This is a genomic window from Sulfitobacter sp. PS-8MA (assembly GCF_040933935.1).
Lineage (GTDB): Bacteria > Pseudomonadota > Alphaproteobacteria > Rhodobacterales > Rhodobacteraceae > Sulfitobacter.
The window spans coordinates 99,169-122,310 of sequence record NZ_JBFQYJ010000003.1; the positions used below are offsets into that span (position 1 = coordinate 99,169).

22 protein-coding genes and 1 pseudogene are annotated in these 23,142 nt (G+C 58.7%); 11 read left to right on the forward strand and 12 right to left on the reverse strand.

From position 1 onward, the window contains the following. Positions 1-181: 181 nt before the first annotated feature. On the reverse strand, positions 182-535 hold the full coding sequence (locus AB4M76_RS01565) for an MliC family protein (RefSeq protein WP_368440064.1): 354 nt from the start codon (positions 533-535) through the stop codon (positions 182-184). A gap of 115 nt (positions 536-650) precedes the next feature. Here AB4M76_RS01565 and AB4M76_RS01570 point away from each other — a divergent pair. Continuing rightward, positions 651-1,609, forward strand: a protein-coding gene (locus tag AB4M76_RS01570; RefSeq protein WP_368440065.1) for an IS630 family transposase whose coding sequence is annotated in 2 segments (ribosomal slippage) — positions 651-992 and positions 995-1,609 — 957 coding nt in all. Because the reading frame shifts where the segments join, the coding sequence is not laid out codon by codon here. A gap of 303 nt (positions 1,610-1,912) precedes the next feature. Next, a complete protein-coding gene (locus tag AB4M76_RS01575; RefSeq protein WP_368440066.1) occupies positions 1,913-2,392 on the forward strand; it encodes an SRPBCC family protein in 480 nt (159 codons plus the stop codon). Between the two features lie 187 nt (positions 2,393-2,579). On the opposite strand, the gene AB4M76_RS01580 is transcribed toward AB4M76_RS01575, so the two are convergent. After that, entirely contained in the window at positions 2,580-2,930 is a 351-nt protein-coding gene (locus tag AB4M76_RS01580; RefSeq protein WP_014132722.1) for a helix-turn-helix transcriptional regulator, read from the reverse strand. 129 nt (positions 2,931-3,059) lie between these two features. Here AB4M76_RS01580 and AB4M76_RS01585 point away from each other — a divergent pair, with 129 nt between their 5' ends. From AB4M76_RS01585 to AB4M76_RS01615, 7 genes are all read left to right on the forward strand, one after another. Then, complete coding sequence (locus AB4M76_RS01585; RefSeq protein ID WP_368440067.1) at positions 3,060-3,845, forward strand: cation diffusion facilitator family transporter; 786 nt, start codon at positions 3,060-3,062, stop codon at positions 3,843-3,845. 440 nt (positions 3,846-4,285) lie between these two features. Further along, complete coding sequence (locus tag AB4M76_RS01590; protein WP_277871167.1) at positions 4,286-4,408, forward strand: hypothetical protein; 123 nt, start codon at positions 4,286-4,288, stop codon at positions 4,406-4,408. 6 nt (positions 4,409-4,414) lie between these two features. Beyond that, positions 4,415-4,588: a hypothetical protein gene (locus AB4M76_RS01595; protein ID WP_368440068.1), complete on the forward strand. Its 174-nt coding sequence runs from the start codon at positions 4,415-4,417 to the stop codon at positions 4,586-4,588. 625 nt (positions 4,589-5,213) lie between these two features. Continuing rightward, the gene (locus AB4M76_RS01600; RefSeq protein WP_368440069.1) at positions 5,214-5,759 is read left to right on the forward strand and encodes a hypothetical protein; all 546 of its coding nucleotides are present in this window, start codon (positions 5,214-5,216) and stop codon (positions 5,757-5,759) included. A gap of 395 nt (positions 5,760-6,154) precedes the next feature. Then, positions 6,155-6,850 carry an SRPBCC family protein gene (locus AB4M76_RS01605; RefSeq protein ID WP_368440070.1) on the forward strand — a complete coding sequence of 232 codons (696 nt, stop codon included), beginning with the start codon at positions 6,155-6,157 and terminating at the stop codon, positions 6,848-6,850. A 10-nt stretch (positions 6,851-6,860) separates the two neighbouring features. Continuing rightward, positions 6,861-8,048 carry a zinc-dependent alcohol dehydrogenase gene (locus AB4M76_RS01610; RefSeq protein ID WP_271689205.1) on the forward strand — a complete coding sequence of 396 codons (1,188 nt, stop codon included), beginning with the start codon at positions 6,861-6,863 and terminating at the stop codon, positions 8,046-8,048. A gap of 17 nt (positions 8,049-8,065) precedes the next feature. Continuing rightward, entirely contained in the window at positions 8,066-8,212 is a 147-nt protein-coding gene (locus AB4M76_RS01615) for a hypothetical protein (RefSeq protein ID WP_368440071.1), read from the forward strand. A gap of 157 nt (positions 8,213-8,369) precedes the next feature. Here the strand turns inward: AB4M76_RS01615 and AB4M76_RS01620 are convergent, their stop codons facing one another. From AB4M76_RS01620 to AB4M76_RS01635, 4 genes and pseudogenes are all read right to left on the reverse strand, one after another. Then, positions 8,370-8,666 (reverse strand): hypothetical protein, encoded by a 297-nt coding sequence (locus AB4M76_RS01620; protein WP_368440072.1) that lies wholly within the window; start codon positions 8,664-8,666, stop codon positions 8,370-8,372. A 648-nt stretch (positions 8,667-9,314) separates the two neighbouring features. Continuing rightward, entirely contained in the window at positions 9,315-9,623 is a 309-nt protein-coding gene (locus tag AB4M76_RS01625; protein ID WP_368440073.1) for a nucleotidyltransferase domain-containing protein, read from the reverse strand. Beyond that, positions 9,620-10,078, reverse strand: a complete 459-nt coding sequence (locus tag AB4M76_RS01630; RefSeq protein WP_368440074.1) for a hypothetical protein — start codon at positions 10,076-10,078, stop codon at positions 9,620-9,622. The genes AB4M76_RS01625 and AB4M76_RS01630 overlap by 4 nt, the downstream gene beginning before the upstream one ends. 418 nt (positions 10,079-10,496) lie before the next feature. Continuing rightward, positions 10,497-11,236, reverse strand: a pseudogene (locus tag AB4M76_RS01635) (IS5 family transposase); the annotation flags it as partial. A gap of 287 nt (positions 11,237-11,523) precedes the next feature. Here AB4M76_RS01635 and AB4M76_RS01640 point away from each other — a divergent pair. Continuing rightward, the gene (locus tag AB4M76_RS01640) at positions 11,524-13,908 is read left to right on the forward strand and encodes a 1-deoxy-D-xylulose-5-phosphate synthase N-terminal domain-containing protein (protein WP_368440075.1); all 2,385 of its coding nucleotides are present in this window, start codon (positions 11,524-11,526) and stop codon (positions 13,906-13,908) included. A gap of 203 nt (positions 13,909-14,111) precedes the next feature. Here AB4M76_RS01640 and AB4M76_RS01645 read toward each other — a convergent pair whose 3' ends face one another. From AB4M76_RS01645 to AB4M76_RS01670, 6 genes are all read right to left on the reverse strand, one after another. Continuing rightward, positions 14,112-15,827, reverse strand: coding sequence for a peptide ABC transporter substrate-binding protein (locus AB4M76_RS01645; RefSeq protein WP_368440076.1), 1,716 nt, complete (start codon positions 15,825-15,827; stop codon positions 14,112-14,114). Between the two features lie 801 nt (positions 15,828-16,628). Further along, positions 16,629-17,240: an SMC-Scp complex subunit ScpB gene (locus AB4M76_RS01650; RefSeq protein ID WP_368440077.1), complete on the reverse strand. Its 612-nt coding sequence runs from the start codon at positions 17,238-17,240 to the stop codon at positions 16,629-16,631. Between the two features lie 2 nt (positions 17,241-17,242). Then, positions 17,243-18,127, reverse strand: coding sequence for a DUF1403 family protein (locus AB4M76_RS01655; RefSeq protein ID WP_368440078.1), 885 nt, complete (start codon positions 18,125-18,127; stop codon positions 17,243-17,245). Positions 18,128-18,331: 204 nt separating this feature from the next. Further along, on the reverse strand, positions 18,332-19,276 hold the full coding sequence (locus AB4M76_RS01660) for a hypothetical protein (protein WP_368439833.1): 945 nt from the start codon (positions 19,274-19,276) through the stop codon (positions 18,332-18,334). A 71-nt stretch (positions 19,277-19,347) separates the two neighbouring features. Continuing rightward, positions 19,348-20,226 (reverse strand): TniB family NTP-binding protein, encoded by an 879-nt coding sequence (locus AB4M76_RS01665; protein ID WP_368439832.1) that lies wholly within the window; start codon positions 20,224-20,226, stop codon positions 19,348-19,350. Continuing rightward, the gene (locus AB4M76_RS01670) at positions 20,219-21,865 is read right to left on the reverse strand and encodes a Mu transposase C-terminal domain-containing protein (protein WP_368440079.1); all 1,647 of its coding nucleotides are present in this window, start codon (positions 21,863-21,865) and stop codon (positions 20,219-20,221) included. Before AB4M76_RS01670 ends, AB4M76_RS01665 begins: the two co-directional genes overlap by 8 nt. 118 nt (positions 21,866-21,983) lie before the next feature. On the opposite strand from AB4M76_RS01670, the gene AB4M76_RS01675 reads away from it, so the two are divergent. Beyond that, entirely contained in the window at positions 21,984-23,102 is a 1,119-nt protein-coding gene (locus AB4M76_RS01675) for a tyrosine-type recombinase/integrase (protein ID WP_368440080.1), read from the forward strand. Positions 23,103-23,142 lie beyond the last annotated feature (40 nt).

Below are 23,142 nucleotides of genomic sequence, written 5' to 3' on the forward strand. Positions count from 1 at the left end.
TCCGGGCAAGCCGGGGCGGTTCAAATTGTGAAATGTTTCGTTGAGTGTAAGAGTGAGAGGAACGGAAGAACGCCAACTGATGCTAATTGAAACCCGGACATTGTACGTAACGACCGTCCTGGCGTTGATGAGTACGACGGGACCAAGCCAGTTATTGATGCCCGCCGCGCCTCTTTGTTCCCTAGTTTGACTCATTGTTTGGTGTGCATTGCAGCAGGGACTCGTCCTTGATCGTATCGGTCAGCGTGACATTCTCACCTTTTGTCCACCATTCGTACCGCCCAGACACGTAACGGGCGCCTGAGGCGGAAACCACGTTGACGAATACACGATGATCTTCATCCACTGGCACCAGTGCCAGCACGTCGGGTTCTGAAGTGAAATAATGCACGACGAACGGTTGCCCTTCGTCGCATTCGTATTCTATCGTGCGTATCGCCATGTCTTCGGTATCAAAGCCGAGCGAAAAAGAGACGTCCGCCGACGCGGCCGAAGCTAATGCGACAGTTATCGCAATACTTGACACAAAGCGCATAAAATATCCTTCCTGTTTGTCAGAGACGGCCTTAAAGCGTTTCTAACGAAACCTGAATCGTAGGGGATTCCCAAAATGGTCTGATTGTGATTCATCCTGCTTGGGAGGATGAACTATGTCAGCACCTTTGCCATCAGCGCTTCGGGCGCGGTTCCAGAGATATATTGAGGAAGGATTAAGCGGGCGAGCGGCGGCGGTGCGCTTGAAGTTGTCGCCAGCAACAGGCGCGCGGTGGCGGCAACAGATTCAAAAGACAGGCCGGGCTGATCCGGCCGTACAGGGGCGTCCAAAAGGGTCTGGAAAATTAGCCCCCTACGTTGGCTTTTTCGAAGAGTTGATCGCTCAAGACCCTGATATCACATTTTTTGAGTTGCGTGATGCACTTGCTGATGCAACCGGACTTCAGGTCCACCACTCTGCTATCGGACACCTGCTAAAGCGGCTCGGGTTCACGCATAGAAAAAGTCACTGGTCGCTACCGAACGTCACCGCGCAAAGGTAATGCGACGACGTGAGGATTGGTTCGCACACCGCTTGCCAGCCATCGCGCGGATGCCGGAACGCGTGGTCTTTCTTGATGAAACAGCGGTCAAAACGAACCTCACACGGCTACGCGGTTGGGCCCCTCGTGGCGAGCGCCTAACAATGGACGCGCCCTTCGGCAGTTGGGGGACCCAAACCCTGATTGCGGGGCTGACAAATGAGGCTCTGATCGCACCTTGGGTGATCAAAGGTGCGATGGATGGCCCTGCCTTTGCAGCCTATGTGCGCAAGGTACTGATCCCTGAGATCGCGCCCGGCACGGTAGTGGTTCTCGACAACCTCGCGACGCATCGCAACAAAGAAGCCGCGGCGGCGCTCAAGGCCCATGGATGCTGGTTTCTCTATCTGCCGCCATATTCACCAGACCTGAACCCGATTGAGTTGGCCTTCTCCAAATTGAAGGCTCACCTCAGACGCATCAGTGCGCGATCATTCACCTCGGTGTTCGAAGCCCTTGGCGATATCTGCGCGATGTACTCCCCGCAGGAGTGTTCAAACTACTTTCAGGCTGCCGGCTATGCCTCAGGTTAAAGTAGAAATGCTCTAGTAACAGCTGTTGTCCACGATCCTACTCCGACTGTATGGCTCCTACGAACGGCAGAAAAGTCCCGCAGACCGGACATAAACTCCCTGCCAGAACTCATGCGCCAAAAGCGGTGGATTTAGCCAGTGACATAAACGTCTGAGTTCGGTCCAGATTGGCGAAAAGCAGACCTTAGTCTCCATCTGGCCATCCGGCAGCTTTGCGGACTTTGCTGACCTTCGCTGCGGTTGCGCAGATGTCCGGTTTAGGTCAATCAACCAGGGATAGCTTTTTGAACCACAGGAGCGACTGTGAAGACCGTCATCCTCGAACACGAATACGCCTCACCGGCGAAGGAGGTCTGGGCGCTGGCAACGGACCTCGATGCACTCAGGGAAATCATGGATGGGGTTGTCAGCTTCGAAGGGTTGCCGAGCGGTCGCGTATACCAAGGCCAGAGAATTACCGTGCAGGTGTCGCTGTTCGGGAAGTTACCGCTTCAACCGTATTTCATGGAAGTCCTGGAGTGCGACGACGAAGCAATGATTTTGCGGTCTTCTGAAAAGGGCGCAGGCGTCAAATCGTGGCGTCACACTCTGACCGTGGAACCGCAGCAGTCAGGATCCAGGCTGCGCGACGTCATTGAAATCGACGCGGGCTGGATGTCATGGGCCTTCGCGCTCTGGGCACGGTTTCTGTATCGCAAGCGGCATGAACCGCGCGTTCAAATGCTTGCGGACATGCGGGCGAAACGGTCTGAGACTGAGTTGTCCGATGCAGAATCGCCGTGAAGTGAACCAAGATGGACTGCGGCCCTTCGCGCTATGTGCAGTGAACTGCAAAAAGGGCTCGAAGCAGAGGTTAGCTGCAACGGGCACCAAGGACTACAGTGCGGACAAAGCGCCATTTTGCTGCGGCTGCGCAAATGGCTGCTTTAGGCCTGGCGCACCAATAGAACATTGCAGCAGGACACGTCGGTTAATCCGTATAGCTTCGGCAGGCATCGACCCCTACGGCTGTCGAGGCAAGTAGTTGATCTGCGTCGCGGATGAGATCAGCGATCCGCCTGTCCGCAAGGCGATACCGGACGAACCGACCTTCGTTCCTGCGACTGACCAGACCGCAATCCAAAAGGCAGCGCAGATGGTTCGAGACATTGGGCTGACCAAGCCCTGTTTGGGTAACGATTTCCTGCACGCTGCGTTCGTCCGACAGTAGCGCATCGAGGATCGCAAGACGGCTGGGGTCGCCGAGACCCCGGAAGAGCTTTGCCCGCGGCTCAAGGGTGTCAGCTGCCGAAAGATCGTCTTGAATGTTTTGCAATGTCATATCATTATCCACTGATACGTTAGCGGCGACTTCTTTCGCACGCTACCTTCAAGAGGATCGCATATGAGCCGAGCAGATAACACCACGTTGCCTACAACGTCTTTGCCGATCCGGATGCGGGTGCATGGCATGGACTGCGCCAAGGATGCCGCCGAGATCGAACGGGCCGCTCGGTCTGCGGGCGTGGCTGAAGGCGATGTGAAGGTGTCTGCCGCAACCCATGTCATGACATTGCGGATCGCCGAAGACGACTTGCCGAAAGTGCGTCCAGCACTGGACGCAACCGGCTATGGCTTTGAGCTGATCAAGAGCGGGGGTACATCGTCCGATCCGGCTTACAAAGACCCGAGCTATCGCCGCGCGCTCTGGATCGTGGTCCTGCTCAATCTCGGCTACGGGGTGATCGAGATGTTCGGCGGGTTCCTGTCCGGATCGCAAGCTTTGAAAGCAGATGCCCTGGATTTTTTGGGCGACGGCGCAATCACCTTTCTGGGCCTGCTCGCTATCGGTTGGAGTCTGACATGGCGGGCGCGGTCGGCGATGATCCAGGGCGTGTTCTTGGGATTTCTGGGGCTTGGCGTTGTCGGCAGCACAATCTGGCGTGTCCTGAATCAGACGACACCAGAGGCCGGGTTAATGGGAGCCTTCGCCGTGGGCGCGCTGATCGTAAACATTCTTGCGGTGCTGCCGCTGCTAAAACACCGCAAGGGCGACGCCAACATGCGGGCCGTATGGCTGTTCTCCCGGAACGACGCCATCGGCAACCTCGCCGTGGTGATCGCTGCCGGACTGGTCGCCTGGCTCGGCAGTGCCTGGCCTGACCTCATCGTTGCTTTCGCCATCGCAGGGCTGTTCCTGCATTCGTCATGGATGATCATCCGGGATGCGCGGGGTGATCTGTCAGAAACCGAGTGATCTGGCGGAAAAGCTGACGTGCGAACCGGAAACCGACATTCGCCACTGCGCAGCGAGTCCGGAACTTTGGGCTCATACCTGACCTCCGCCGCGCAAATTGTGAACGGCGGGTTAGGGTCGGTCGCTACAGGAGTTTCTATATGGAAACGGGAAAGGCAGCTTAACACTTTCTTGGTTCGGCCAGAACAGCGTGGTGTGAAACCGTATTACAAATAGTATTAAATTGACCCGGACTTTCCCCATTTCAGCCCAAGAGCTGGGCGAGGCTTTATCGCTCTTCGCTGCACAGTGCAGGAAGGTCCACCGAGCGGACGTTGTTGCCAATCGTCGAAATCGGAAGTGCCATCCTCAGTGTTTTGTGATAGGTGTTACCCGCTACTTCAGTTGTTGCCGCCTGTGCAATGCAAAGTAAGCGACAGCTCTTCATAAAAGGCTTCCCCATGAAAAAGATCGATGTCGATACCGACCTAAAGCGTTCTAAATTCCTAATCCGTGCAATGGTATTGCAGGTCATTTTGGTGCTTGTGGCAATGTTCTGCTACTGGATTTATTTGAAATGGTGATTAGCCATGATCCAGCACAATGTGCTGGCCGGCAGGGGGTTATGGGTCTTTGGCGCACTAAGCAGTGACAGCCCAAATGGGCTCGTTCCCGACTTTCGCCGCGCTCTCCACGAACGTCTGCTGTTGGATAAAACCTATGGTCAACACGGGTGGGACAAATACGGTGGATTTAGCCAGTGACATAAACGTCTGAGTTCGGTCCAGATGTGGCGAAAAGCAGACCTTAGTCTCCATCTGGCCATCCGGCAGCTTTGCGGACCTTACTGCCATTCGCTGCAAGTGCAAAATGCCTCCCTGCCGACCGACGGGTGAGCGCAGGTAATTGCCGTACCGCGTAGTCGCTCCGCGACCGGCATGTCCGTCACTATCGGCCCCACCCTGCCGCGTGCCGAGGTGGCAGGAGATGCAGCGCGGCGTCACCGAAACAGGCACCCAGGGCATGGCGCGGCATACTCGCTCAGGCCAAGGTAAGGGGCACGTCACGGGCAAAACAGCTCCGGTCGCGTTGCGATTGTGATCGATGCTTTTCAAGCTCTGCGAGCGTCAGCGGGGCCTTTCGGCCCAAAGGCCAAGGAAAGTCCCCGAAACGATGAGCGCTGCGCCGAGAAATGCCGATAAGGTTGAGCGGCTCCGTTCCCATGAGGAATCTCACCCGCGTGGGGCTGGTACGGCGCACCGCGGCGTTCTGGACGTAGAAGAAGGGCTCGCTGCATTCTTCTCCAAGAAAGAGAAGCGCCAGCTTTTCCACTGACACACGCAAGGCTTTTCAACCCTCCGATATTTAAGGGGTCCGGGCTGCAAAGCCTTGCTTCCGTCGCTCACGCTGGTGACATTTCTACTTTGCAGAGCCGGTGACATTTCTGATGGTGTTTACAGGGTTTATGATGTTACGATATCCGGAGCTTCTATACCCGGCCAATTTGTCGCGAAAGTTCGAGAGATAATCTCATCGGCTGGATTGAAATCACACAAGCTGAAATATCAAACGGGCAACAAAGCTGTTTTCATCACTGGTATCGGCGTTGTGGGCAGTAACTTAGTGGTTCCAAAGCGTGTGGAACGGCGGTCCAAAGAGTTATGGAGAGACTTTCAGCGCGCTGTAACGCTCGACGAGATTGATATAACATCGACACGATTGTTAGCGCACCTCGGAGGTATCCGGCATGTCGTTGGCAAAGGCTCGAAGCGTGGCCGAAAACTCTCTAGTGAGATGAACTCTATCCGCCAAAAGCGGGAGAAGGCGTTCCGTCAGAATACCGAGTGCCTCAGACAGGAAAGCTCTGGTCGTCAACTGCTTACGCCAGATGAACAGGAGGCTCGCAAGGACGAAATTGCGGCTATCCCGTTCTGAATTTTCATCGCCATGTTCGCGTTGGTGCATAGGTCATGATTCTCGCACTAACCTACAAGCCTTTTGAAACATGAACTGCAGGTCATCGCATGCGGCGAGCAGGCTGAGGGCGGCGAGGGGGAACAACAATCTCAAACCAATCGGATATCCTACGCATTTCGCATGCGGCGTAGCTTTGCGGGGCGTCATTGCATTTTCCTTCGGGCCGGACCGCAAGGGAACAACCGGTGGTCATACGAACGGTTCCAATGACCGGCGGCATACCTCTCTGCCCGGTCGGTCGATTTCCGCCGGCGCATCGCTATCGGGGCAGTTTCTTCGGAACACCAGCCGCGACCCTCACGTTCAAGATGAAACACTCGATCCGCCAATGTTCAGCAACAGGAGGTTTCTTGATGACATCTTATCCTTACGACCAACGCAGTGCCGCTGAGGGCGCGCGGGACGCGCTGACAGAGCGGCAAAGCTCGCTGTTCTGGGGGCTCGGCGTCGGCGCGCTTGCCGGGGCCTCTGCCTATGCGCTCTACGCCGCGCGGCGGGATCGTGACGGGCTGAGCCATCGGCCAGCAGATTCCGCGCCCGGGCGCAGTGCGAAACAGGCGCGTTTCGGGGACTATGCCGTTGTTGGACGCACGGTGACGATCGACCGTCCGCGTGACGAGCTCTACCGCCACTGGCGCGACTTTACGAAGCTCTCAGAGTTCATGGAGAACGTGAAGGTGGTCGAGCCAATCGACGCCGCCAAGGGGCAGTTCCGTTGGATGATCGCAGGCCCGGCGGGCACAGACCTGCGGGTCGAGACCGAAGTGGTCAGTGACAAACCGGGGGAAGAGATCGCGTGGCGCGCCCTCGACAGTTCGCAGATCGATACGGAGGGCAAAGTCTCGTTCCGCGACGCGCCGGGCGACCGGGGCACCGAGGTGGAGGCGATCATCGCCTATAACCCGCCCGCCGGGGAGCTGGGGCGCTGGATCGCCAAGCTGTTTCAGGCCGAACCCGCGCTTCAGGGGCGGCGGGATTTGAAGCGGTTCAAAATGCTGATGGAGACCGGCGAAATCGCCACCTCCGCCAATCGCAAATCGGACAAGTGAGGAGAGAGACATGCGCGCATTGACATGGCAAGGCAAGCACGACGTGCGGGTCGATACGGTCCCCGATCCGGAAATCGTCAACCCCCGCGACGCGATTATCGAGGTCACCTCGACCGCGATCTGTGGCTCTGATTTACACCTCTATGATGGCGTAATCCCTGGCGTTATGGCGGGCGATATTCTGGGCCATGAGTTCATGGGTCGGGTGGTCGAGACCGGCCCCAAGAGCACGCTCAAGAAAGACCAGCGGGTGGTGGTGCCATTCACCATTTCCTGCGGCTCCTGCTTTCACTGCAAAAAGACACAGTATTCGGCCTGCGACAACTCCAACCCGGCGGACAAACAGGATTTGACCGAAAAGCAATTCGGCCACGCGGTTGGCGGGCTGTTTGGCTATTCTCATCTGACCGGCGGCTATCCCGGCGGGCAGGCAGAATATGTGCGGGTGCCTTTCTCCGATGTCGGCCCGATCGTCATTCCCGAAGGGTTCGACGATGACGATGTGCTGTTCCTGTCGGATATTCTCCCGACCGGCTGGATGGCCGCCGAAAACGCCGACATCGAAGAGGGCGACACCGTCGCCGTTTGGGGCTGCGGCCCGGTGGGGCTTTTCGCCGTGCAAAGCGCGCTCAAGATGGGGGCCGCTCAGGTCATCGCGATCGACCACTATCCGAACCGGCTGAACCTCGCGCGGCAGATGGGGGCCAAGGTGATCGACTACACCCAGACCCATGTGCTGGAGGCGCTGATGGAGATGTCGGGCGGTCACGGCCCCGATGCGGTGATTGATGCGGTCGGCATGGAAAGCCACGGTTTCGCGCCCGACACGATGATGGACAACGTCAAACAGGCGGTCGGCGTCGGTGCCGATGGGGGCCATGTGCTGCGCGAAGCGATCATGGCTTGCCGCAAGGGCGGTCGCGTCTCCGTCCCCGGTGTCTATGGCGGCTTCCTCGACAAGTTCCCCTTGGGCGCGATGATGGAGAAAGGTCTGCAAATCCGCACCGGCCAGACCCATGTGCAGCGCTACACCAAGGAGCTTTTGCACCGCATCGCCGAGGGCGAGATCGACACCCGCTTCATGATCAGCCACCGCCTGCCGCTGGAGCAGGCCGCCAAGGGCTATCACAACTTCCGCTTCGACCAGAACGACTGGACCAAAGTGGTCCTCAAACCCGGCATGCAGGCCGCTGCATAGCAAAATAGGAGAGTGACATGCCAAACGAGCCAGATCACGCCAAAGAGAAACGCCCGCCCCATCGTGAGCGCCACCATGCGCAGGACGACCACGAAGGCGCGGCGCACCGCCCCGAGGAGTTCGATCCAAAGAACCCGCAAAAGGTGGTGAAGCAAGAGAAGTGAACGGCAAAGCAGCGCGAGAAATTCGCGCTGCTTTTTCGTATCGCCCGGGCATTTTTCGGGCGCCATCTCACGCACGCAGAAGGGGCAGATTAGACCCCGCGAATATTAACAGCCTTTCTACATTTGTGCCCATCGATGAGGTTGCGACGGGTCAGCTTTAGCGGCTGTCATTGCCGGGGCCGTAGCCACCGTAGATATAGCCTTCGCCAGGACTGCGCAGGTCGCCGCTGGTGCTGAACACCGTGTCGGCTTCGAATGTGTTGTCGGCAGTATCGAAGGTGATGTCGTTGGCCTTGGTGGACTCACCGTTCGCCAAAACGCGGGTCTCGTCGCTATAGACGTTCTCAGCACCGATCGAAGTGTCGAGGAAGAGGTCCTTGGTATAGGTGGACACATCCGCAGTGGCGGCAGTGGAAATCAGGGCGGCGGCAGCTGTTGTGATGATCAGCTTCATGTTCAGTTCCTTTCAAACCCGTTCCATCGCTTCATTGCGATGGCGTTCTGGTGAAGAAACGATAGATTTCGCACCTTAGTTTCGGCGGTGCAGCGCACAGGGTCTGTGCTCAACTGAACAAGGCGCCAGAACCTAAATCTTGCATTCACCTGGGGCTAAGGGTGGTACCTCCTCATGCCCCTAAACCAGGGACCTCTTGATTCACAATTAAGCGCTCTAATCAATTGAGCTAAGGCGGTGCTGGGGCGGCTTTAGCGCCATCTAAAAAGCCGATCAGGCCTTATTTTAAGGATAATGTGCGCCTTGGAAAGGCGGTTGACGCAACTTTGAGCGACCACCTAGCAAATACGAAGTCCGACCGATCCTATGGTGCCCGAATAGCTTAGGAGTAGAGCAGTGGATTGAAAATCCTCGTGTCCCTGGTTCCGATTTTAGCGCTACGCCAGCATCTACATCGATGTAGATGTCGTGCGTGGGTGCCGCGTCACCTGAGGCCAGCCTGTGCCACATCTGCATACAGATCGGCGCTCGTAATCATGCTTGTTCATCCCCTTGGGCACATCGCCCGGTCGGCGCGTCACCATGTGACCGCAGTCCCAGCACCTTACCTCAATATAAGTTACGCCTGGCGCGAACAGCAAATTTCCATCAGGCGCCAAGCAACGTCTCCAAATCTGACTGGGTCAAATCCTCGACGAAGATCAGATCGACAGGTATGTCACCCGAAACCTTGCTGATGACACGTTCGACGGCTGATCTGGACAGACCGCTTTCCCCCAGTTGGACCAGGATATCGATATCAGAATGGCTGGAAAAACCACCCCTCGCCAAGGAGCCGAAGAGCTTCAATTTCAGACCAACGGCCTCGAGGTCTGACCTAATCTGGCGCCAAGCTGCCAGCGCCCTCTCACACCGGATGGCAGATCTACACTGAAGGATATTGGCGCCACGGGTCATCTATGTCCCTCAAGCGCGGCCTCAACGTCGTTGGCGTAATAATACTCGCGGCCGTTAATGACAGGCCTTTGCCGCGCCACCTGGGCATCAACACGCTCTCGCAGTGGCGCTGACAGCCGCTGTGGATCGACATATGTTCCCGCTTCAGAGCACGCAAAGAGGTACAATCTGTCAGCGTAGCCCTGCAACGCCAAGCGTTCCGAGCGGTCCGGCGATACTGTATAGACGTCATGCCCGCCGATCAACTCCACACGGATGCCGAGCTGCCGTAACAAGCTCACAGCTTGCTGCCTGATGGCCCGACGTCGCGTGGTATCATCGCATCCATAGACGTCGATATGCGCGATTTCATGGGGTCGCACATAATGCACTTGGGCGACCAGATCGATCGACAGTGCTGGATACTGTGCTGCGATCACGTCTTGTACGGCTGCCAGCGCAATCGCTTGTGTCATCACTATCTCTTCGCCCCTCATACTGACAGTTGCCCCGAGTTATTGCGGGCCCAATAACTTCGCCGAAGGGAGCGGTAGGAGTGGAGAGAGTCGAACTCTCGCGCCGACGGTAATCTGCTGTCCGTAGGGTGTATAGGGCCTGTTGCTCAACAAGGCACTCCCGAACGCTGGCTTTGAATCAGCTAGGTATTCGGAGGTGGATGCGATGCATCCGCGAGCTTAGTGTCATGCTCGTAAGGCGTCTCTTGGCAAGCTTGAGGTTGGCGGTATGAGAGTTACTTAAAGTTACCGAGAGTTGTTTGGCTGCCCCCGCATCTGGGCCTCACGGCCCTTTGTCTTAAACGAAGAAGCTTGCATCTGCTGAATGGACCGGCCCCCGTTTCACCGGACACCTAGGGTCTGGACTCATTGAGCTTCGAAGCCAGTAGATGACGAGTGCTGAGAGGAAGACCTTGGGGCACCTGTCGTATCGGGTGGCGACACGTCGCCAATCCTTGAGCCTCCCGAACATAATCTCGATCCGGTTGCGGCGTTTGTACCGGCGCTTGTCATATTTGACGGTCTTCTTGCGCTGTCTCCGGCCGGGGATGCAGGCGCGTATCCCCTTGTCTTTCAGGGCTTCTCGGAACCAATCCGCATCATAGCCACGGTCACCCAGGAGCCATTCCACATTTGGCAGGTTGCCGAGCAGGGCTCGTGCGCCGATGTAGTCACTGACCTGTCCGGCGGTGACAAAGAAGTCCAGCGGGCGCCCCTGGCTGTCGCAGATGGCGTGGAGCTTCGTATTCATGCCGCCCTTGGTCCGGCCGATCAGGCGGCCGCGCCCCCTTTTTTGACGCCCATGCTGGACGCCGTGCGATGTGCTTTCAGATAGGTGGCGTCGATCATCACCGTCTTCTTTTCACCATGCTCGGCCGTAAAACCAGCCATCATCTGAGCGAAGATGCCTTTGTCACTCCAGCGCTTCCATCTGTTGTACAAGGTCTTGTGGGGCCCATACTCCTTCGGAGCATCACGCCAACGCAACCCATTGCGATTTATGAAGATAATGCCGCTCAAGACACGCCGATCATCGACGCGTGGTTTGCCATGGGACTTCGGGAAGTAGGGCTCAAGCCGCGCCATCTGCGCGTCCGTCAGCCAGAAAAGATCAGACATATCACCGCTCCGTTTTCAGAGCCGTGAAACATGCGCCAAACCGGAAATCAATGGGTCCTGAGCCTAGCAAGGTCGGGGGGGCTGGATGCGATAGTTTTATACCGGGATGAATAGCTGGTCATCGCTCATCTGACTTAACGGACTGATCGAATATGACTTTAGGGGGATCAGTTGTCTGATAGTTATTCATCTATTGCCAATGCTTCGAATTTATATCGGCGCACTAGCGTGCGTAGGTGATCTTCAAATACAATAAGCAGAAAGTCTCATTTTAATGAGGAATGACCATGACATCTGACCCACTTCTCCTCAAGACCATCGAACAACGTCTGCTGTGGCTGTCGCACTGGATGATCCACAACGCGAACCACATCCGGCCCAAGGTGGACGGGATCAAGGTGGGCGGGCATCAGGCGTCCTCGGCCTCGATGGTGTCGATCATGACGGCGCTTTACTTCAGCGCCCTGCGGCCAGAGGACCGGGTGGCGGTGAAGCCGCATGCCTCGCCGATCTTCCACGCGATGCAATACCTGATGGGTAACCAGACCCGCGAGAAGATGGAGAATTTCCGCGGGTTTCAGGGCGTGCAGAGCTACCCCAGTCGCACCAAGGACGTGGATGACGTGGATTTCTCCACCGGATCGGTCGGGCTTGGCGTCGCGGTGACCTCCTTCGCCTCGCTGGTGCAGGATTACATCACCGCGAAAGACTGGGGCGCGGATGTCAATCTGGGCCGCATGGTCGCCTTGGTGGGCGATGCCGAGTTGGACGAGGGCAACATCTACGAGGCCCTGCAGGAGGGCTGGAAGAACGACCTGCGCAACACATGGTGGATCATCTACAACCGCCAGTCGCTCGACGGGGTGGTGCGCGAGGGGCTGTTCAAACGCATCGAGCAAATTTTCGACGCCTTCGGCTGGGATGTGGTGAAGGTGAAATACGGCGCATTGCAGCGTGCGGCGTTCGAGGAGCCGGGCGGCGACAATCTGCGCGACTGGATCGACAATTGCCCCAACCAGCTCTACTCGGCGCTGACCTATCAGGGCGGCGCGGTCTGGCGCGAGCGGCTGATGGAAGCGCTTGGCGATCAGGGCGATGTGACGGCACTCATCGACGCGCGCAGCGACGATGAACTGGCCGAGCTGATGGAGAACCTCGGCGGCAATTGCGTTCAGACCATGGCCGAGACATTCGCCGCCATCGACCACGACCGCCCGGTCTGTTTCCTTGCCTATACCATCAAGGGCTGGGGCACGCCGATCGCGGGGCACAAGGACAACCACGGCGGTCTGATGACCAAGACCCAGATGGCCGACTGGCAGAAACACATGGGCGTGGCCGAGGGGGAGGAATGGGAGCCCTTCGCCACCGTCGAAGACCCGGATGCGTTGCAAGCGGCGCTTGACCGCGTGCCCTTCTTCGCCAAGGGCCGTCGCCGTTACAATGATACCACGCTGCCGGTGCCGCAGATCGAACTGTCGAGCGACCGCGAAATCTCCACGCAGATGGCCTTTGGCAAAATTCTCGACGATCTGTCGAAGGGCGACAGCGATCTCGCCTCCCGCATCGTCACCATGTCGCCGGACGTGACCGGGACCACGAACCTCGGGCCATGGGTGAACCGGCGCAAGCTCTTCGCGCGCAGCGAACAGGCCGACACCTTCATCAATGAGAAAATCCCCTCCACCGCAAAATGGGAGTTCACCCCTGAGGGCCAGCATATCGAGCTGGGCATCGCCGAGATGAACCTCTTCCTGCTTCTGGGCGCCGCGGGCCTGTCCCATTCGCTCTTCGGCAAGCGGGTCATTCCCATCGGTACGGTCTTCGACCCCTTCGTCGCCCGCGGCTTGGACGCGCTGAACTACGCTTGTTATCAGGATGCGCGCTTCATGATCGTGGGCACCCCCTCGGGCGTCACGTTGGCGCCCGAGGGTGGCGCGCACCAATCCATTGGCTCGCCGCTCATTGGGATGAGCCAGGATGGACTGGCGGGTTTCGAGCCCGCTTTTGCCGATGAACTTGCGGTCATCATGGGCTGGGCCTTCGACTACCTGCAACGCGACGGCGAGGGCGATCCGGACGAGCGCACATGGCTGCGCGATGAGACCGGCGGCTCGGTTTATCTGCGGCTGACGACCAACCCCATCGAACAGCCCGGCAAACGCGTCGACGAGGATTTCCGCCAAGGCGCCATCGACGGCGCCTATTGGCTGCGCAAGCCCGGGCCGAACTGCGACGTGGTGATCGCCTATCAAGGTGCCGTCGCGCCCGAAGCAATCAAGGCCGCGGGCAGCATCGCCGAGGGCCGGCGCGACGTGGGCGTGCTGGCGGTGACCTCCGCCGACCGGCTGAATGCCGGCTGGACCGCGGCACAGCGCGCCCGGGCGCGCGGCAACCACGCGGCGCAAAGCCATATCGAGACGCTGCTGTCTGAGCTGCCGCGCGACTGCAAGCTGGTGACGGTGATTGACGGCCATCCAGCGACACTGTCGTGGCTGGGCGCGGTCGTGGGGCATCAGACGGTGCCGCTCGGGGTGGAACATTTCGGCCAGACCGGCACCATCGCCGACCTCTACCGGCATTTCGGCATCGACGCGCAGTCGATCGTTGCAAAGGTCGAAGGGCTGACGCCAGGGCGGCGGGTGCTACACCGCGTAATGGTGGGCTACTGAGAGCTCGACGATCTGATGATTTTTTCCTGCGGTGACTGTGCTAGCTTTGCTCAGAAGAACGCAGGAACAGCTATGAATGCGCATGAGCGTTTCAGGAAAAATGTGGCCTGGCGCCACTAAGGCTTCTTTCTGAAAGCCGTTCTTCTGAATAGCATTCCTTCAGGTTGGAGCGGCAGCCCTACATAGGACCACCGCTTTTTCGTTCAGCCTTCTGTGCGGTACCAGTCGGCGACGTTCCACAGGTCGCTGTCCCAAGCGTTCAGCTTGACGCCACCAAGCGTGTTACCCTGTGCTGCCACCGCCGCGCGGTTGATTAACGGCAGCATAGATTTGCTTTCGGTGGTGATAATGTCATTCAGACGTTTCACCAGACGCGCCCGCTCTTCGATCTTGCTGGTGCGAGATAGCTCATCCAGCAGAGAGTCGTATTCCTCATCGCAAAAGCGGTTGATGTTCTCGCCCTGCCACTGGGTTGATGGTTTTGGCTCATTCCCACAACGGCGCTGCGCGAGATAGGCTTGCGGATCAGTGCCGTCATAGAGGTTCGCATACATTTCGACATCGGCATAGAACTTGGGAAAAGTGTCGGGGCTACCGGGGTCGCCGCCGAAAAAGACCGACGCGTCGATGTTGCGCAACTCAACCTCGATGCCGATCTGGTTCCACCAATCTTTGATCAGCGCCTGAAAGTCTTGGCGCACCGCATTGGTGGAGGTCTGGAACAGGATCGACAGACGCATACCGTCTTTCTCGCGCACGCCGTCCCCGTCTTGGTCCTGCCAGCCCGCTTCATCCAAAAGCGTCTTCGCCGCTTCCAAATCCTGTGTCAGACATTCGGTGTTATCAGAGCTATAGATCGGCGGCGCGGGGACCAAATTGCAGGTTGGCCGACCCGCTTGACCATAGCCGATTTCGTTCAGCAATTCGCGATCAATGGCCATACTCATGGCCTGACGAACGCGCCGATCGGTAAGGAAAGGATGCGGTTCCTCCACCGTCGCCCGGGTTTCCGGCGGCAGGTCCGGCGAGGGGTTCGTCATATTGATCTCGATCCGCTCCACCAAAGGGCCGAACTCAAAAATAGGCTTGCCGGTTCCGCCTTCGGCAATCTTTTCCAGCACATCGGGAGCCATCAACAGATCCCAAGCGTAGTCAAACTCGCCCGTCTCCATCACCGTGCGCGCGGCTGACACGGAATCCCCGCCGCCTTTGAAGTTGAGCTTGGCGAAAGCAGGCTTGCTGGGATCGCGGTAATTGTCATTCGCGACAAGCTGGATTGAGTCGTTAGGCCGAAAATCCGTCACCACAAAGGGGCCGCTGCCAATCGGGTTGAAGTTCTCCTCCGTACAACCCGGTGCCCGCGCGCCGGTGCATTCCGCAAACTGGGCGGCCTGAAGGATGGGCACGGCCGCGCCCACGAATGGCAGATAGGGGTACGGTTTCGGCTCGTCGAAATGGATCGTCACGGTGTGGTCATCAATGACTTCGACTTCTTTCACGTCATTGAACTTTGACAGTTGTGCGCAACCGCCTTCGGGGTTCATGCAATAATCTGCCGTAAACTTAACATCCTCGGCGGTAAGCGGCGTGCCGTCGGACCAAGTCACCCCTTCCTTCAGTTTCCAAGTGATAGCCGTTAGGTCTTCGGTCATGCCGCCGTTCTCGACCGTTGGGATTTCGACCGCCAGTTTCGGAACAAGCTCGCCTTTCTCATCGGCGTTGGCCAAAGGCTCAAGCACCATGCTGGAAGCATCGCGCTCTTTCACACCGCCGGATAGATAGGGGTTCAAGATTGAGGCCGCTTGCCAGTAGATAATGTTGAGTTGATCATCGCGACCGCGCTCGCCCTCCTGGGCAAACGCCATTGATGACAATAAGGTCATCGAGGTTGCTCCGAGTAAATGTGCTATGAACCGCATGGCCTATCCTCTGTTTTGTTCGTGTTTAACGCGAATAAATACTTAACCAATCAAACAGATTCTTAACGATTTACAAGGCTAAGGACGCACCTCGGCGAACGAGTAGGCATCTTCCGGACAATGGTCACCACTACCGAGAAGGACTAACGAGGATCAATTGGAAACCGGAATCCAAAGGCACCATGGGTTCTAATCTAAATCGCCGACCGTCTCAAACGCCCTTCTTAGGGACAGGGCCACTGGGCAATCAAGCCTCCATCTAAGGTTTCGGTGATAGTGAACTGCGCGAAATATTTCCCGACAAGCTGCACTGATACCGAGCCGATCGTCACTTCTAAATTGGTTGCCAATCTCTACACGCACACCAAACGAGACTTTCATATTTTGGTTCAAACTCACCGCCTGTACTTGTTCCGGCTCGCGCAAGCAGCGCAGTCTGCAGAAAAAGTAGCGACGACCCACTTGGGGTAAAAAGGGGAAAGGGTCGCCGCAGTTATTCGGTGCTACAGAGAGGATGCACCGCCGTGAATGAACCACAACTGACATTCACAAAATGCATATACGTACGCTTTAGGAAAAAGCAAATATGATGGCAGGTTGCCACTGGTCTGCCCAACCTGATGCACTTTGGGATGTTCGAAGAAAGGCGACGACCCTCAAGAGCCAGGGAATGGAACGAAGGCCGCCGCAGTTTACCGCGGCCCATGGAAGTTCAAGCCGAGGTGGAACAGGGCGTCACCGGGCACCCTAAAATTGTTTTCGACCAAAAAACTTCACAAAGCAAATGGTTTTGAATAGCATTTATATGTTGGCCTTGTTGCTCTCTGCAGTGAAGCCCGCGTCTTCCAACTGTTCCTTGTCTGGCAGATCGCGCACAGTCTCCAGATTATATGCGACGAGGAACTGCTCTGTAGTCACGAAGGTATAAGGCGCGCCACGCTTCGGCGATCGTGGACCGGTACCGATCAGACTCCGCGCATGGAGCCGACCAATCAAATCGCGGCTGATCTCTTTGCCAAAAATATCCTTAAGACCTTCGCGTGTAATCGGTTGGTGGTATGCTATGGCCGCCAGCACCGCGACGTCGAATTCATTCAGGTCCAGCAGTTGTTCACTAACATCTGCAGCTGCGCGGATCGCTGGGGCATAGGCAGAGCGTGTGCGCATCATCCAGCCACCTGCCACCTTGGCGACCTCAAACGCCCGCCCGTCCAAATCAGCGCTGAGGTCTTCGATTAACAGGTCGACTGCCGCTCCCTGCCCTACCACCCGCGCCAGATCCGCGCGCGGCACAGGTGAAGCAGAAGCAAAAAGCACCGCTTCGATCCGTCGCATCCATTCCCGCCAGCGTAGCTCTGGTGGAAGGTCGGCCAACTCGCGGTCCAGCTCCGGTTCAGAGCGATCCTTCGCCATCCCTATACCCCGTAGAGCCGGAACGTGTCGCGGCCGGTGAGTTCCCGCACGGCCCCCAGCTCGACAAGCCGGTCGCAAAGCCGCCGAGCCGCCCGCGATGGCAAAGGCAGTGCAGCTGCTGCCACGGCGTCGCGCGCCAAAAACATCTCTACGGCTTCTCCTGCCCCCTTGGCGCGCAGGTTCGGCGCAACTGCTTTGACATGCTCTGCCCGCCGCGCGAGATCGGCAGCAAGGCGTATCGTCTCGACCGCCGAAGCAATGAGAGCCCGATGACAGGCGAGGCGAAGGTCATCACCTTGTTTGCGCAGGTCCGCACGTCTTAGGCCCGGGGCCAGCAATGGTATAAGATGTTTCCATTCGAGCGACTGAGCGAGGGACGCCTCCGCTAAGATCAGCGCCGACACTTCTGCCTGCGGTGCCTCATTAAGAACCGTCTCCAGCACCATCGCCGCGCGAGAGACCGGCGCCCCCTGCCCCGCATTAAGCCATCTGGCAATCTGGCTCTGCTCCAGGGTCGGCACAGCGCGGCACAGAACGCTGACCGACACCGGCCGTTCAGTGGTGCGCCGCCAAGACAAGTAGATCTCACCCGCCGGTCCGGGCAGGTCGCCGGGGCGCAGCAGATGCAGCAAGTCGCGCAGTTCCCTGGCCCGCTCCGGGCGGCCAGAGAACGTTACACAGGCCTCGGCTGCACGCAGCGCCAAGCGGTCCCGCATCAAGGCGTGAGGCACGTCCTCGCGTCCCAACACAAGATGCAGGTGGTTCAGCGCCGCGCCCGACGAAAACGCAACATCTTCAAGGGTTTCAGAACGTGCGGAGGTGACCCAGGCGGGCATCCGGGGTAGTGTATCGAGGTCGCTGATGTGATCCGGCCGGGCAAATGTCATGCCCAAAGCCTATACTTTCGCGGCGCTTTTGTCCAGTTAATAGCGAACAAACCGCCCCGCCTTGCGTCTCGGCGCTATGTCCAATAAGTTTACATTATCGGACATCAAAGAATATGCTAGGAAGCAATTCAATTTTATCACTGGATTTGTCGGAAGACCGGAATTCATGAGATTCAAGTACTTCCCTGAAAAACGAGGCGGGGTTCATGAGATTCTGTACCGGTATTTATGAGACTGGATGGTGCGGTATTTGTGAGACTGGCGCTGTCTCGCGGCTTTTTCGTCAGACTGGCGTGCGGTCTCCTCGCGCTCAGCGCGCCAAAACCGGGCTGAGATGCTTCGTCTTAACGGGAGAGGCCATGACCTAACTGCCTGCCGAACCCGTCCCTGCCCCTCCGCATCGCTCACAAGCATGACTGAGATCACCCATTGGACCGGATCCTCAATGATCCGCCCGACGCCGACCGTCAGCGCGAAACACTGCAACAGCGAGCCCTGCGCCAGGGCGTGGAAACCGGGGCGCACTGCCTTGGCAAGCACTGGCGCCACCTGATCGTATTCGGGGACAATGACCGTCAGCGCCTGCCGGAGGATCGGCGTGGTCAGAAAATCATGATAGTCCCGCCGGTCTCTCAGAGACATTCGTGGCTGCTCGTCGACGTTCGGAGGCGAGGCCCGGCGATGCCGCGCCGTCAGAATCTGAAGCACTTCGAGCGCTTCCAAGTCTTGCTGCCCCGCACCGCGCGCCCAGGCATCGAGGTAAGTGGCCCCGGCCTCGGCATGCCCTTCAAGTTTCTTGAAGTGATCGCTTCCGAACCGGTCGGACAGGGTCTCGCCGGTGGCGTCCCGAAACTCCACACCATGCACCGGGCAGCGAAATCGCCACGGCAGCGCGTCCGCTTTGCGATGCAGGTTTTCGGGACAATGCGGGCACGGAGACCGGTTCTTCCGCGCGATCATCATACGCACCTGTGGCCCGAACTCCCGGAATGTCATGGCTTGCACGGTCTTGAGCGCGAGACCGGTGCGGGCCGCAATCAGGGCCCCCTCCCCTTCTGAAAGCCGCCATTCCAGGTCGAACACGTCCTGCCCTTGTAACCCAAACTCGGCGACAAACTCGGCAACCGTCATGGCGTAGAACGGGGCCATGCGCGCGATCCAGGAGGACAGCCGCTCGTCGGTCTCTGGGGAGTATACGACCGGCAGGCGCCCGCCCCCCGTCACACCGGCTCTCCCAGGACAGCCTGTAACCGGTCGCCGCCCAGGATATCGCGCGAGAGGATACGTTCTTCGCCGCTTTCGATGGCGGCGATCGCCAATTGTGACAAGATCGAAAAGATGCCCGAGGTAATGCCGCCGGTCACCTTAATCATCCGCGTGAGTGCCTTCTCGTCGATCTGGCTTTGACGCCGAAGCGGCAGGGTGCGCGTGAGCGTGCTCATCAGCCCGTTCAGATCCTCGCCTTCCCGCCAAGGCGGCAATGCGAAGGCCTCGAACCGGCGCACCAACTGATCATCGGTGCGCAACGCGTTGCGAGCCTGCGCTGTACCAACACAGACCAGCGGGATGCGCAGCTCGTTGCCCAGAAAGCGCAGCATGTTCAGGAAACGCGCCTGTTCGCGGATCGTCCCCGCCTGCACGCTGTGAATCTCGTCGATGACCAGCATCCCCGGACGCAATTCGGCGAGAAGACGCAAGGCCAAGCTTTCCAGCACAGACAGTGTCGCCCGCGGCGGCTCCGGGGCACCAATCGCCGCCAAGATCCGGCGGTAGAAGCGCGATTCATCAGGCCCAGACACCATCTGCACCGCGACGACCGGCATATGCAGCCGTCCGCTGGTCTCGTCGAAGCACGATGCGTGATCGCGGGTGAACTTCTCGATGATCATCGTCTTGCCCATGCCGCTGTCGCCGACAATGAGCAGGTTCGGCATGCGGGCGCGCTCGGGAAACGACATCAGCGTTTCCAGCTTCTCCAAGGCAGCCTCGGCCCTGGGATAGGAGATCCAGCGGTCGGCGCGAATCCGGTGAATGCGCTCTTCGGAGCTGAGCGCGGCGATCTCGCCGGCCCCCGGATAGAGATGCGGGAACTCAATCATCCTCGTACCACTCCTCGACCTTGAAGCCAGGATGACTGAGGAACGGGCTCCCCTCCCCTTCCGGCGCAGGCAAAGCTTCTGGAGCGGCGATATCCGGTGTCACATCGATCATCGGCAGAGGGGCGAGATGCGACCGTCGAGCCTGATGGCGCCGTATCGCCTTGGTCTGCCGCTCGGCGCTGTCGACGAGGTCGCGCTGCGCCTCGATCGTCCTGAAAATAAGCTCCTCATCTACCGACCGGCGCCCGGCCTCGCGCAAGGCGCGCCGCGCCGCGCGGTGCTCCCAGAGCGTGATCGCAGGCCGTGTCAGATCCGCGGGTTTCGCTTCGATGATACCGTTCTCTGTCAGCACGAGGATGCGAGAAAGATCGCGCGGGTCGTATTTAAGCGTGAACTTGCGGCTTTCCCGGCCCATCAGCCAGCGCAACTCGTCCGCCCAGTAGCGGATGTGGAAGAGATGCAGGCCGTCACGCTGCAGGACACGTTGCTCCGAGGGCAGGAAATCGACGAGGAACTGCCTCAGATCGGCGGGCATGCGGAGTTGGGCCTCTTCCACCCGCGTGGCCCAGACCACTGCAGGTGTGGTTTCCAGCGCGCTATGGACCCGCGCATGGTAGGAGCCGGTAATTTCCAAGGCGAGCCAGGTTTCCAGTTCATCGAGCGTCATCACCGCCTCGGCTTCAGCGTCGAGGTCGCCGCGATCGAAAATGTTCGAGAAATGCGACCCCGGCAGCAGGTGAACCGCGCCCATCACGGTGCCGATCAGCCGCTCGATATGCCCGCCATAGCGCGGCGTACCGGGCGGGCGGTACTGCAGGTCGATCTGGTATTCGGAACAGGCAAGCTGAAAAGCCCGGGCATGGAACTCCGCGCCATTGTCCACGTAAATCGCGTTCGGGATGCCCCGCGTTGGCCAATCCGTGCTGATTCCACGCGCTGTGAGCCAATGCGATTTGTCCATAACCACATGGGTCAAACACAGTGCGACGGCCAGTAGCGATGGCGGCTCCAGCGACAGGTAAAACCCGAGAACCATGCGGGTATTCACGTCGATCGCGACCGTCAGCGTCGGCCGGCCAAGTGGGCGTCGCGTCACCGGATCTACCACTGTCACGTCAGCCCTGGTGTGGTCGATCTGGACGATATCCAGCGGATCGTTGGCGACCAGCATCCCAGGCGTGGCCAGATAGCGGCGCTCAGCCTTGTCCTTCCCCTCCCGCCTGGCCATGAGTTTTGCCTGATCCTTCAGATCCAGCCAGCGGCCAAGGCGTCTGATTGAAGGAGGTGCCAGCCCTTTCGCCTTGCAGTCGGCTGCAACCTCGCGCCAGAACCGGGTCTTGGTCGGTTTGCGGCGGGTGGCATAGAACGCCTTGAAATGATGGGTCACGATCTCTTCCACCGCCGGGTTCAGCGGCCGCATGCCAGGTTTGGGCCCCCGAGTGTCCGGCAGAAGTGCGCTGGTCCGCCCGTCCTCGCGGAACTGCTTCACCAGACGAAAGAGCGTCGATCGGCTCACATTCAACTGGCGCATGGCCCAGTCGACATTGCCTTGAGTGAGCTGGGCCGGCAGCTCAGCGAGCACCCGGGCGCGGTACCCGGCCTCTTCCCAATCCTTGTCAGTCGAAAAATTATCGGACATAAGTTACTCAATGCATGGATGCTGGATAGTCTCACCAATGGTGACTCAAACCGGCGTCCAGTCTCACATACCCTGAATCGGTTTCAGAAATGCGACACAGGCAAGCTATTGAAAACAAATGGAACGCAGTCTCAGAAAATCCGGCGGTCCGACAGAGAAGTCGACATCATCAAACACTGGTGTGTTTAGTATCGCTCAGAACGGCGACAGCGATCAAGACAAAAGCGACAGCATCTCCCTTCCCGCACATGTCGCCGGTTCCGGCAATCTCGGTCGCTTGGTCGACACCGCTCGCGACTACGCGCGCGCCGCGGCCTCCGACAATACGCTGAAGGCCTATGCAAAGGACTGGGCGCATTTCACCCGCTGGTGCCGGATGAAGGGCACGGAGCCTCTGCCCCCGTCGCCTGAGATGATGGGGCTTTATCTCGCAGACCTGGCGTCCGGATCGGGACCCTCCCCTGCCCTATCGGTCTCGACCATCGACCGCCGCCTGTCCGGGCTTGTCTGGAACTATGCGCAACGCGGGTTCACCTTCGATCGCAAGAACCGTCACATCGCCACGGTGCTAGCGGGGATCAAGCGCCGGCATGCGCGTCCGCCGGTGCAGAAGGAAGCGATCCTGGCCGAGGACATCCTCGCGATGGTCGCCACCCTGCCCTTTGAGCTGCGCGGGCTCAGAGATCGGGCGATGCTGCTGCTGGGCTATGCCGGGGGCCTTCGACGCTCCGAAATCGTCAGCCTCGACGTTCACAAGGACGACACGCCGGACTCGGGTGGCTGGATCGAGATCTTCGAGAAGGGTGCCCTGCTCACCCTCAATGCCAAGATTGGCTGGCGTGAGGTCGAGATCGGCCGCGGCTCCAAGGAGCAAACCTGCCCGGTGCATGCGCTGGAGCAATGGTTGCACTTCGCCAGGATCGACTTCGGGCCTGTGTTCGTGCGCACCTCACGCGACGGTAAGAAAGCGCTGGAAGCGCGCCTCAACGACAAGCATGTCGCGCGCCTGATCAAGCGCACCGTCTTGGAAGCGGGCATTCGATCCGAGCTGCCCGAGAAAGACCGCCTCGCCCTCTTCTCTGGCCATAGCTTGCGCGCCGGTCTCGCCAGTTCGGCAGAAGTCGACGAGCGCTATGTCCAGAAGCAGCTCGGCCATACAAGCGCCGAAATGACCCGTCGTTACCAGCGCCGCCGAGACAGGTTCCGCGTGAACCTGACCAAAGCCGCGGGACTATAATCGCGCGGTCATTCGGTCGTTTAGTAGTAATACCTAAAAC

Coding starts and splice junctions, on each gene's coding strand:
- AB4M76_RS01565 (WP_368440064.1), bottom strand. CDS start 535: ATGCGCTTTGTGTCAAGTATTGCGATAACTGTCGCATTAGCTTCGGCC.
- AB4M76_RS01580 (WP_014132722.1), bottom strand. CDS start 2,930: ATGACATTGCAAAACATTCAAGACGATCTTTCGGCAGCTGACACCCTT.
- AB4M76_RS01585 (WP_368440067.1), top strand. CDS start 3,060: ATGGACTGCGCCAAGGATGCCGCCGAGATCGAACGGGCCGCTCGGTCT.
- AB4M76_RS01590 (WP_277871167.1), top strand. CDS start 4,286: ATGAAAAAGATCGATGTCGATACCGACCTAAAGCGTTCTAAATTCCTA.
- AB4M76_RS01595 (WP_368440068.1), top strand. CDS start 4,415: ATGATCCAGCACAATGTGCTGGCCGGCAGGGGGTTATGGGTCTTTGGC.
- AB4M76_RS01605 (WP_368440070.1), top strand. CDS start 6,155: ATGACATCTTATCCTTACGACCAACGCAGTGCCGCTGAGGGCGCGCGG.
- AB4M76_RS01610 (WP_271689205.1), top strand. CDS start 6,861: ATGCGCGCATTGACATGGCAAGGCAAGCACGACGTGCGGGTCGATACG.
- AB4M76_RS01615 (WP_368440071.1), top strand. CDS start 8,066: ATGCCAAACGAGCCAGATCACGCCAAAGAGAAACGCCCGCCCCATCGT.
- AB4M76_RS01620 (WP_368440072.1), bottom strand. CDS start 8,666: ATGAAGCTGATCATCACAACAGCTGCCGCCGCCCTGATTTCCACTGCC.
- AB4M76_RS01625 (WP_368440073.1), bottom strand. CDS start 9,623: ATGACCCGTGGCGCCAATATCCTTCAGTGTAGATCTGCCATCCGGTGT.
- AB4M76_RS01630 (WP_368440074.1), bottom strand. CDS start 10,078: ATGACACAAGCGATTGCGCTGGCAGCCGTACAAGACGTGATCGCAGCA.
- AB4M76_RS01640 (WP_368440075.1), top strand. CDS start 11,524: ATGACATCTGACCCACTTCTCCTCAAGACCATCGAACAACGTCTGCTG.
- AB4M76_RS01645 (WP_368440076.1), bottom strand. CDS start 15,827: ATGCGGTTCATAGCACATTTACTCGGAGCAACCTCGATGACCTTATTG.
- AB4M76_RS01650 (WP_368440077.1), bottom strand. CDS start 17,240: ATGGCGAAGGATCGCTCTGAACCGGAGCTGGACCGCGAGTTGGCCGAC.
- AB4M76_RS01655 (WP_368440078.1), bottom strand. CDS start 18,127: ATGACATTTGCCCGGCCGGATCACATCAGCGACCTCGATACACTACCC.
- AB4M76_RS01660 (WP_368439833.1), bottom strand. CDS start 19,276: ATGGCCCCGTTCTACGCCATGACGGTTGCCGAGTTTGTCGCCGAGTTT.
- AB4M76_RS01665 (WP_368439832.1), bottom strand. CDS start 20,226: ATGATTGAGTTCCCGCATCTCTATCCGGGGGCCGGCGAGATCGCCGCG.
- AB4M76_RS01670 (WP_368440079.1), bottom strand. CDS start 21,865: ATGTCCGATAATTTTTCGACTGACAAGGATTGGGAAGAGGCCGGGTAC.
- AB4M76_RS01675 (WP_368440080.1), top strand. CDS start 21,984: ATGGAACGCAGTCTCAGAAAATCCGGCGGTCCGACAGAGAAGTCGACA.